General features: G+C 38.4%; 3 protein-coding genes. All 3 read left to right on the forward strand.

What is annotated here, in order from left to right; all coding sequences use genetic code 11:
* Positions 1-116 precede the first annotated feature (116 nt).
* The gene (gene spoIIIAE / locus V7659_RS26715; protein WP_335543113.1) at positions 117-1316 is read left to right on the forward strand and encodes a stage III sporulation protein AE; all 1200 of its coding nucleotides are present in this window, start codon (positions 117-119) and stop codon (positions 1314-1316) included.
* Positions 1317-1327: 11 nt separating this feature from the next.
* Positions 1328-1864, forward strand: a complete 537-nt coding sequence (gene spoIIIAF, locus V7659_RS26720; protein ID WP_335543114.1) for a stage III sporulation protein AF — start codon at positions 1328-1330, stop codon at positions 1862-1864.
* Positions 1865-1950: 86 nt separating this feature from the next.
* The gene (gene spoIIIAG / locus V7659_RS26725; protein WP_144547631.1) at positions 1951-2604 is read left to right on the forward strand and encodes a stage III sporulation protein AG; all 654 of its coding nucleotides are present in this window, start codon (positions 1951-1953) and stop codon (positions 2602-2604) included.
* Positions 2605-2623: the final 19 nt, after the last annotated feature.

The following is a 2623-nucleotide window of genomic DNA, read 5'->3' on the forward strand; positions in this document are numbered from 1 at the left end:
AGCGGGAAAAATTATTATTCTTGCAATGGCTATTCCGATCTTAACTGTTTTGATAGAAACAATAATTAAGCTTATTCCCAGTTAATGACATACCTGAAAAAGAGGTGTAGAAAAAATTGAAGCAGCGATGGCAGTTTATTCCTATTATCATTCTCATATTCTTTTTTTTATTGAATCCAAGTGTACAAGCTGCTGAAGAGGGTAAAGACCAATCCAATCCTCTTTCCCCCCAGGAGATGGTTGATGAACAGCTCAAATCGCTCGATATCACAGAACTCAAACAATTTTGGGAGGACATCAAGTATAAATACGGGGGATTCCTTCCGGAAAGTCAGAAAGGCAGTTTGTATGACTTTATTAGTGGTGAGAAAAAATTTTCTTTAAAACAATGGGGATTGGGAATAGTAAAATTTGCCTTTCAAGAATTTGTTGCAAACGGTAAATTACTAGGGTCATTGATTATGTTAACCATTTTTAGTATGTTCCTTCAGTCGATGCAAAATGCTTTCGAGAAAAGCGCCATTAGCAAAGTTGCCTATTCGATCGTTTATATGGTGTTAGTCATTATTGCCCTAAATAGCTTCCATATCGCAATCAGTTATACAAATGAGGCAATCGGTTCGATGATCTCGTTTGTGCTTGCTCTTGTCCCACTTTTACTCGCATTAATTGCAGCATCAGGAGGCCTGATTTCAGCAGCCTTCTTTCATCCGGTAGTATTATTTCTAATGAATATGAGCGGATTATTTATGCAGTATATCATTCTGCCACTCCTTTTTCTAGCAACACTTTTGAGTATTGTGAGTACGATGTCCGACCAATATAAAGTGTCACAGTTAGCAGCGCTGCTAAGAAACTGGAGTATTGGGTTAATGGGACTCTTTTTAACTGTGTTCCTGGGTGTTGTCTCAGTACAGGGAGCTTCAGCTGCTGTTTCAGATGGAATAACGATCAGGACAGCGAAGTTTGTGACAGGAAATTTTATTCCTGTAATCGGCAGGATGTTTACAGATGCTACAGATACGATCGTTAGTGCATCAGTCCTATTAAAAAATACGGTAGGTATTGCTGGGGTAGGAATCTTACTTATTATCGTAGCCTTTCCGGCTATTAAGATATTAATGATTGCCTTTATTTATAAATTTGCAGCTGCAATTTTACAGCCGTTAGGCGGCGGTCCCATCATTACCTGTCTCGACATTATTAGTAAAAGTGTCATATATGTTTTCGCTGCACTGGGAATTGTGTCACTTATGTTCTTTTTATGTGTAACAGTTATTGTAGCAGCTGGAAATCTGACGATGATGATCAGATAGGGGGGATAAAAATGGATTTTTTAATAGAGTGGGTAACGAATATTATTCTCTTTATCTTACTAGCAACGGTAATTGATATGCTCCTCCCAAATTCAAGTATGCAAAAATATACGAAAATGGTGACGGGGCTCCTCTTAATTGCGATTATTCTAACCCCAATCTTTAAATTGATCTCCAAGGATTTTGAAACTGCACTTGGATCTATCCCTTCATATCAAGCCCCTGGAGAAAAAAATATGAAAAATTCAATAGATTTGAAGAAAAAAGAAATACAAGCATTACAACATGCATATATTTTAGAAGAAATGGCTGTCCAACTGGAAAAGGACGTGAAAGAGGAGTTGATGGAACAATACGGATTGGAGATAGCGAAAATTGACCTAGCTACAAATGAAGAAAGCGACCAAGCATTCCCTGAAAACCTCCAAAAGGTTACGGTTCTTCTGAAACAACCAGAAAACGAAGTGAAGACAGTCGAAGCAATTAAACAAGTTGAAATTAACACAGAAACACCTCTTCCATCTAAAAGCCTCAACAGAAGAAACTGAAAAAATAGCCGCTTTTCTTTCGCAAAAATGGAATGTAACCGAAAAAACAGTTGAAGTTTCGATTGAAGGGGGGATTAATAACAAAAATGGATAATAAAAACCAGGGGCCATTTTCATGGCTTAAAAAGGTGCTGAAAATCGAAGGGAATTCTGAAAAAAAGCCAGGAAAATACCAATATATGATTGTTGTTTTATGCATTGGTGCAGCCTTTATGCTTGTTGGCAATATTGTTTTCAAAAAAAACCCGAGTTCAGCAGATATCCCGGTTACAGCCAGTGATAAGGTCGATGCCGAAGACGTACCTGCCTTTGGTCTAAACAAGAGTTCAGGCAATAAGGCCGTGTCCGAATATGAAGAAAAATATGAAAGTCAACTTAAAAAAGCCCTTCAGCAAATGTTAGGGGTAAACGATGTTACAGTTGTCGTCAATATCGATTCAACTGATAAAAAGGTCCTAGAAAAAAATAGGGTTTCCAAATCACAAACCACAGAAGAAACAGATCGAGAAGGCGGGGAACGTAAAGTTCAAGAGGCCTCAACAGACGAGCAGCTAGTCATCATCCGTGATGGCGAAAAAGAGGTTCCTATTGTGGTAGAAACGAAAAAGCCAGAAATTCGAGGAGTCCTCGTCGTTGCGAAAGGCGCTGAGAATATTCAAGTTAAAAAGTGGATTGTAGAAGCCGTTACACGCGCCTTAGATGTACCAAGCCATCGGGTAGCAGTAATGCCTAAAAAATAGACTGTGTTAAAGCTTATTG

Source organism: Neobacillus drentensis, assembly GCF_036966985.1.
GTDB classification, from domain to species: Bacteria; Bacillota; Bacilli; order Bacillales; family Cytobacillaceae; genus Neobacillus; species Neobacillus drentensis_E.

Excerpts from the sequence above, each read along its gene's own strand:
- spoIIIAF (WP_335543114.1), top strand. The coding sequence starts at position 1,328 with ATGGATTTTTTAATAGAGTGGGTAACGAATATTATTCTCTTTATCTTA.
- spoIIIAG (WP_144547631.1), top strand. The coding sequence starts at position 1,951 with ATGGATAATAAAAACCAGGGGCCATTTTCATGGCTTAAAAAGGTGCTG.